At 74.0% G+C, this 6,350-nt stretch carries 7 protein-coding genes; 5 read left to right on the forward strand and 2 right to left on the reverse strand.

Features of this window, described 5'->3' with window-relative positions; genetic code table 11:
* Nucleotides 1–208 precede the first annotated feature (208 nt).
* Together GA0070215_RS26750 and GA0070215_RS26755 are read left to right on the forward strand one after the other, a co-directional pair.
* The gene (locus tag GA0070215_RS26750) at nt 209–553 is read left to right on the forward strand and encodes an STAS domain-containing protein (protein ID WP_091051356.1); all 345 of its coding nucleotides are present in this window, start codon (nt 209–211) and stop codon (nt 551–553) included.
* Nucleotides 554–596: 43 nt separating this feature from the next.
* Nucleotides 597–947 (forward strand): STAS domain-containing protein, encoded by a 351-nt coding sequence (locus tag GA0070215_RS26755; RefSeq protein WP_244167163.1) that lies wholly within the window; start codon nt 597–599, stop codon nt 945–947.
* Nucleotides 948–1,012: 65 nt separating this feature from the next.
* On the opposite strand, the gene GA0070215_RS26760 is transcribed toward GA0070215_RS26755, so the two are convergent.
* A complete protein-coding gene (locus tag GA0070215_RS26760) occupies nt 1,013–1,327 on the reverse strand; it encodes a hypothetical protein (protein ID WP_018787252.1) in 315 nt (104 codons plus the stop codon).
* Between the two features lie 184 nt (nt 1,328–1,511).
* Here GA0070215_RS26760 and GA0070215_RS26765 point away from each other — a divergent pair, with 184 nt between their 5' ends.
* Complete coding sequence (locus tag GA0070215_RS26765) at nt 1,512–2,483, forward strand: DUF2267 domain-containing protein (protein WP_091051359.1); 972 nt, start codon at nt 1,512–1,514, stop codon at nt 2,481–2,483.
* Nucleotides 2,484–2,554: 71 nt separating this feature from the next.
* Entirely contained in the window at nt 2,555–3,343 is a 789-nt protein-coding gene (locus tag GA0070215_RS26770; protein ID WP_208600431.1) for a spermidine synthase, read from the forward strand.
* Between the two features lie 249 nt (nt 3,344–3,592).
* Here the strand turns inward: GA0070215_RS26770 and GA0070215_RS26780 are convergent, their stop codons facing one another.
* A complete protein-coding gene (locus tag GA0070215_RS26780) occupies nt 3,593–4,891 on the reverse strand; it encodes an NAD(P)/FAD-dependent oxidoreductase (protein WP_026268323.1) in 1,299 nt (432 codons plus the stop codon).
* A gap of 806 nt (nt 4,892–5,697) precedes the next feature.
* Here GA0070215_RS26780 and GA0070215_RS26785 point away from each other — a divergent pair.
* On the forward strand, nt 5,698–6,350 hold a 653-nt coding region (locus tag GA0070215_RS26785; protein ID WP_091051365.1), incomplete at its 3' end, for a C39 family peptidase.

The raw sequence follows: 6,350 nt of genomic DNA on the forward strand, positions 1-6,350 counted from the left end.
CGGCGCCTGTGGTCACGTCTCGACGTCCACCCTACGCCGGTATGCCGCGACCGCCACCCCACGGCGCTGCCGGCCGGATCGCGCGTCCAGCGAGGTGATGGTGCTGTTGTTACGATCCTGTCATTCCGGCCCGACCGGCAACCTCGCGGAAAGGCGTGACGTGGTCCCTCAACGGAGAAGGCCCGAGGCGAGTCCGCTGAGCATCTCCGTGGATCGATCCGATCCGGCTGTCCCGGTGGTCGTCGTCGGCGGTGACCTGGCGTACGCCACCGCGGGCCCGCTGCGCGCCGAGATCGACCGGCTGCTCGCCGGGCGCCCGACGACGCTGGTGTTCGACTTCGGCGACCTGCAGTTCATGGACAGCACCGGCCTGTCCGTGATCGTGCACACCTGGCGGGAGGGCCAGCAGGCCGGCACCGCCATCGAACTGCGCGCGGTCCCGCGCTTCCTGGAGACCATCCTCGACCTGACCGGCGTCACCGGCCTGCTCGACCGCGCGCCGGTCGACGACACCGCCGGCCACCCCGCGCCGGGTTCGACCGCGTCCGCGTGACCCCGGGGGTTTCCCGGCCGCGCCCGGCTGGGAACATGGAGGCGTGCCCGCCCAGATGCTGACCATCGAGGTGGACCGGCTCGACGCCGGTTCCGCCCGGGTCCGGCTGGCCGGGGAGCTGGACTTCGACACCGCGCCGGAACTCGTCGAGGCCGTGGCCGGTCTGCGCCGCGACGGCCGTCAGGAGCTGGAACTCGACTTCGCCGGGGTGGGCCTCTGCGACTCCTCCGGGCTGAGCGCGCTCGTGGTGATCCACCGGGCCGGCACCGGGGCCATCCGCCTGCTGAACCTGAACCCGCAGGTGCGGCACCTGCTGGAGCGCACCGGCCTGGCCGAGCTGCTGGCCGCCCCGCCGCGTGACCTGACCGGCGGCGGGGCCCGCGAGGCGGGCTGACCCGACCCGGCGGACAGGGGTGACCCCCGGCCCTGGGACCAGGGGCCGGGGGCCGGGAGGATGGCTCAGGCGGCCGGCGCGGCCTGCCGGTGCGGTGCCTCGTCGCGTGACCGGCCCGCGGATGGCGGTTCGATGTCCTCCGGCGCGCCGGAATCGGGCGTCTGGAACAGATAACGGACGAAGTCACCGCTCATGTCGTCGTCGTCCGCGCCGGGCCACTGCCCGACGCAGTCGACGCCGACCACCTCGCGTCCGCTGCCGTCGTGGTGCTCCAGCAGGGCCCAGAGGGTCACCGGGTAGGAGCGGGTGGCGTCCGGGCCGATCCGCCAACGGGCGTACCAGCCGGGACGGGCGGGGACGATCTCCACGATCCGTTTCATGTCGACCTGCCCTTCCGCGTGCGTCGGAAGTTGTCCGGTCCGTCCGAGCCTGCCGCCCGCCGGGGTGAGCGCTCCTCACCCGCAGCGAATGAAGCGTCCGCCGGGAGGTCCGCCGTTACCTTCCCGGCAGCGCCGGGAACGCGGTCGACGCAAGCGCGAACCGACCCAGGAACGAGGTGCGACGATGCGCAAGCAGATGGAGGGCGACAACCAGCGCCGCCGGGCCCTGGCCCGCGAGGCCCGTGAGCGAGGGCTGCGGCCGAGCCAGATCGGTGCCAGCCTGAGCGCGTCCAAGCAGGTCACCTCGCTGGACGAGCACGACCGGTCCGGCCCGCCGCCGGCCGGCCCGCACAAGCCGGACAGCACCCGTGGTGGTCCCGCGCCGCCGCCGGTCGCCGTCGCGGAGCGCCCGCGCCCGCTGCCGGACCCGGTGCCGTCACCCGGGCTCTCGATGCGCTACCGGGATCTCGTCGACGACGTGAGCCGGCGCGCGGGGGTGGACTTCACCACGGCCAGGGTCGCGGCGGAGGGCACCGTGCTGGCCCTGGCCCAGGCGCTGGACGAGGCGGAACGGGAGCGGCTGCTGGAGGCGGTGCCGCTGACCCTGCACGACGTGGTGCCGATGTACGGCCTGGCACCCCGCCGGGACCTGCCCGGCTTCCTGGCCGAGGTGGGCCGGTACGGCCGGCTCACCCCGGAGCAGGCGCGGTACCAGGCCGAGGCCACACTCGCCGCGCTCACCGAGGCCGACGCGGAGCTGGTCGAGTCGCTGCGCGTACCCGACGAGTTGCGTGACCTGCTCGGGCCGACCGACTTCGGCGGCGGCCTGGTGGGCGCGTCCTCGGCCACCGCGCCGCTGACCGGGGCGGAGTTGCGCGACGCGCTCGCCACGCTGCCCTACTGGTCCAGCGACCGGCGGTCGCTCGTGCGCACGATCGAGCTGCCCGGCGGCAACCTGGACCGGGTGCTCGACCGGCTGGACCGGCTCAAGTCCGACGTCGGGCGGTCGCCGCAGATCGGGCGGCCGGACCCGGACAACGCCGTGCTGACGGTCCGCACCCAGCAGGTCGACGGCGTGACGGCGGCGGACGTGGACCTCGCGCACCGGGTGGACGCGGCAGTCGACGAGGCCGGCGCCGGGATGGCGGCCGGCTGAGCCGGCGGCGGGGCGGCCCCGGCCCCACGCGGGCCGGGGCCGCCCGTGGCCGGGCGGTACCGTGTCCCGCCGTGGATCACGACGACACCGAGACCCTGGAGATCGTGGTGGACCCGGCCCGCCCGTCCGGGCGCACGCTGCTCGCGGACGGGGTCGAGCAGTCGTACGTGGACGTGGCCGACGCCCGGTACCTGCACTTCGAGTACGTGCGGCGGATCGCCGCCGCGATCGACCTGGCAGCCCCGCGCGGCGCGGCCCTGACCACCCTGCACCTCGGCGGCGGCGCGCTGACGCTGCCGCGCTGGCTCGCGAGCACCCGGCCCGGTTCGGCGCAACGGGTGGTCGAACGTCACCCGGGCGTGGTCGAGCTGGTCCGGCGGAAGCTGCCGCGGCTGCCGCCGGAGGTGGTGGTGGCGCTCGGCGACGCCCGGGAGACGGTCGCCGAGGAGCCGTCCGGGGCGTACGACGTGGTGGTGGCCGACGTGTACCGGGCGGCCCGGATGCCGCCGCACGTGGCGGCGGTGGAGTTCGCGGCGCAGGTGGCGCGGGTGCTGCGCCCGGACGGCCTCTATCTGATCAACCTCACCGATCTCCCGCCGCTGGCGCACACCCGGGCGCAGGTGGCCACGCTGCGCGCGGTGTTCGCCGACGTGTGCCTGGTCGCCGACCGGCGGATGCTGCGCGGCCGCCGGTACGGCAACGTGGTGCTCGCCGCCTCGCCCGAGCCGGGCCGGCTGCCGGTACGCAGGCTCGCCGCCCGCGTCGCGGCGGACCCGGTGCCCGGGACCGTGCTGCACGCCGCGCCGCTCGACGCGTTCGCCGCGGGTGCCCACCCGGTCACCGACGCCGAGCCGGGCTGACCCGGGTCTTCGTGTCCCCGGCGCGGGTAGCCGCGCCCGGTGAGCGCCGCCGAGGACCGGTCGACCGGGCGCCGGACGCTGATCGTGATCGGTCTGGTCCTCGCCACCGTGGTCGGACTGGCGCTGGTCTGGACCACCCGGCGGGTGCTGGTGGCGGTGTTCTTCGCCGTCGCCCTCGAACCGCTCGTGGACCGTCTCGAACGTCGGGTACGCCGCCGCGGCCGGTGTTCCTGGCCGCGTTCGCGGCGATCAGTGGCGGCGGGCCAGCTCCGGCGACTCGCTCTCCAGCGGCACCGCGTTGGCGGGGACCAGGCCGAGCTGTACGGCGGGCCGGGGCAGCGTCGCGTCCAGCGCCCAGTCGGCCGCGACCCGGGAACGGTTGCCGGGCATGGCCAGCAGGTGGTATCCGCGGGTGACTGCCTTGGCCGGCAGCCCGGCCAGCGGCACCTTGAGCGGGTTCGCCGCCGCGTCCTTGCCGCCCAGGTCCACCACCCAGCCCAGGTCGTGGTGCTTGTACGACTTGCGCACGCCCTGGCCGTACGACGCGGCGATGTTGTGCGCGGCCAGCTTGCCCTGCCGCTGGGCGTGCTGCGCGGTCATCGCGCACACCTGCCCCGGCCGGGTCGGGTCGGGCACGGCGGCGGCGTCGCCGCAGGCGAACACCTCCGGGTAGCCGGGGACGTTGAGGAACTCGTCGACCACGAGCCGGCCCTTCTCGGTCCGCAGGCCCAGCTCGGCCACGAACGGGTCGGGGCGTACCCCGACGCACCAGATGAGGCTGCACGTCGGGACGTACTCGCCGTCGGTGAGCATCACTCCGTCCGGGGTGGCCTCGGCAACCGAGGTGCCCATCCGCACGTCCACGCCGCGTTTGCGCAGCACCCGGTCCGCGGTGACGGACATCCGCCGGTCCAGTTCGGGCAGCGCCCGGGGTGCCACGTCCAGCAGCATCCAGCGCGGCCGGACCTTCAGGTGCGGGCGCTGGGCCGTCAGCCGGTCGGTGAACAGCTGCCCGTGCGCGGCCACCTCGGTGCCGGTGTAGCCGGCGCCGACCACCACGAACGTGGTGCGGGCCCGCTGCTCGGCCGGGTCGTCGGTCAGCTCGGCCAGCTCCACCTGCCGGACCACGTGGTCGTGCAGGAACAGCGCCTCGGGCAGGCCACGGAAGCCGTGGGCGTACTCGGTCACGCCGGGGATCGGCAGCAGCTTGTTGACGCTGCCGACGCTGAGCACCAGCCGGTCGTAGGCGAGCTGTCCGTGGTCGCCCTCGATCGAGCGGTAGCCGACCCACCGGTTCTGCAGGTCGACCCGGTCGGCCTCGCCGACCACCACACGGACGCCGTCGAGCGTGCCGGCGAGCGGCACCGCGATCCGGGTCGGCTCCACCACGCCGGCCGCCACCTCGGGCAGCAGCGGCAGGTAGAGGAAGTAGTCGGTCGTGTTCAGCAGGACGATCTCGGCCCGGTCGCGGGCCAGTCGGCGCAACGTCTTGGCCGCGTGGTACCCGGCGAACCCGGCCCCCACGATCACCACCCGTGGTTTCGTCATGCCTTCTGCCGTTCCCGGGCAGACCTGCGACAAACGTGCCCACGATTCATCCATCAGCAACTATGTGGGCATTCCTCGTGATCGGCGCGAGGATGCCGGGATGGGAAACCACGCGACCGCCGAGGGTCAGCCCACGAGGTCCAGCCGGCGCACCTTCCTCACCGCCTCCTCCACCGCCGCCGTAGCCCCACGCGATCTTGCACTTCGGGCCCGCAGGATGCCCGCTTCGCGAGGTTGCCGGGCACCAAACTGCAAGATCGCGCGAGAGAGTGGTTGGCCTCCCGGGAGGCGGGACGGCGGTTTCGCCCATCGGGACCGGACCCGTGGCTGGAACGCCATGGGTGTCAAACGCCGACCGAGACACCCATGGCGTTCCACCCGGGCACGGGTCGGTGGTGATGTGCCGGCAAGCCGGACGGCACACGCTGGACAGCAGGCGCGACCGGCCGGCAGCGGACGAGCCCAGGGGGTCGTTCGCTGGGCATCGGCGGGAGTTCCGGGGCGTTTGCCCGGTTCGGTGCCGCGTTGTGGTGGCGGGTGCCACTGCCGTGGCGGAATCCGGGCCGGGCCAGGGGCGTTGTACATGGCTGACCGCCGAGGCACCGGGTCGAGCGCCGACCACCGGCCCACCGGCCGTGAGGCAGGTCAGGGAATCATCCCGGCCGGGTCGTCGTTACATCCCCTTGAGCCGCGGACAGCAGGCCCCCCGGCCGCCCGCGCGCCGGCCCTCCGACGGGCACCCCCGAAGACTCTCCCCCGCGCGGCACCCCCGCCGCGTCATCCCCCACTTCAGGGAGGCCACCATCATGGCTACCACTCTGCTGCGTAAGACCGTTCTGACCGCTGCCGGTATCGCCGCCACCGCCGGTGGCATCGCCGGCCCCGCGATCGCCGCCCACGCCGCCCCCACCGGCACCACCGGCACCACCGGCACCACCGCGATGGTGACCGACCGCAAGAACCACGGCGAGCGGGAACTCGACGTCCGCTACGAGGCCCAGCCCAACTTCTACTTCTGCGGCCCCGCCGCCGCCCGCAACGCCCTGTCCGTGCAGGGCAAGAACATCGACGTGCACGCCATGGCCCGCGAGATGGGCACCACCGAGGCCGGCACCGACAGCATCAACGACATCACCCCCGTGCTGAACAAGCAGACCGGCGCCACCGACGCCTACAAGTCGGTCGAGATCAGCACCCCCAAGGCCGACGACAAGCAGACCGACACCCTGCGCGCCGACGTGATCAAGACCGTCGACGCCGGCCGGGCCGTGGTCGCCAACATCGCCGGCACCGCCACCGACACCGACGGCACCACCCACTCCTTCGAAGGCGGCCACTACATCAGCGTCACCGGCTACCGCGACAACGGCGACACCGTCACCATCGCCGACAGCGCCGACCCGAACACCGCCACCTACCGCATGAGCATCGACAACCTCGCCGACTGGATCGCCACCCG

Origin of the sequence: Micromonospora marina (assembly GCF_900091565.1) — a bacterium.
Lineage (GTDB): Bacteria > Actinomycetota > Actinomycetes > Mycobacteriales > Micromonosporaceae > Micromonospora > Micromonospora marina.

Excerpts from the sequence above, each read along its gene's own strand:
- GA0070215_RS26760 (WP_018787252.1), bottom strand. The coding sequence starts at position 1,327 with ATGAAACGGATCGTGGAGATCGTCCCCGCCCGTCCCGGCTGGTACGCC.
- GA0070215_RS26780 (WP_026268323.1), bottom strand. The coding sequence starts at position 4,891 with ATGACGAAACCACGGGTGGTGATCGTGGGGGCCGGGTTCGCCGGGTAC.
- GA0070215_RS26765 (WP_091051359.1), top strand. The coding sequence starts at position 1,512 with ATGCGCAAGCAGATGGAGGGCGACAACCAGCGCCGCCGGGCCCTGGCC.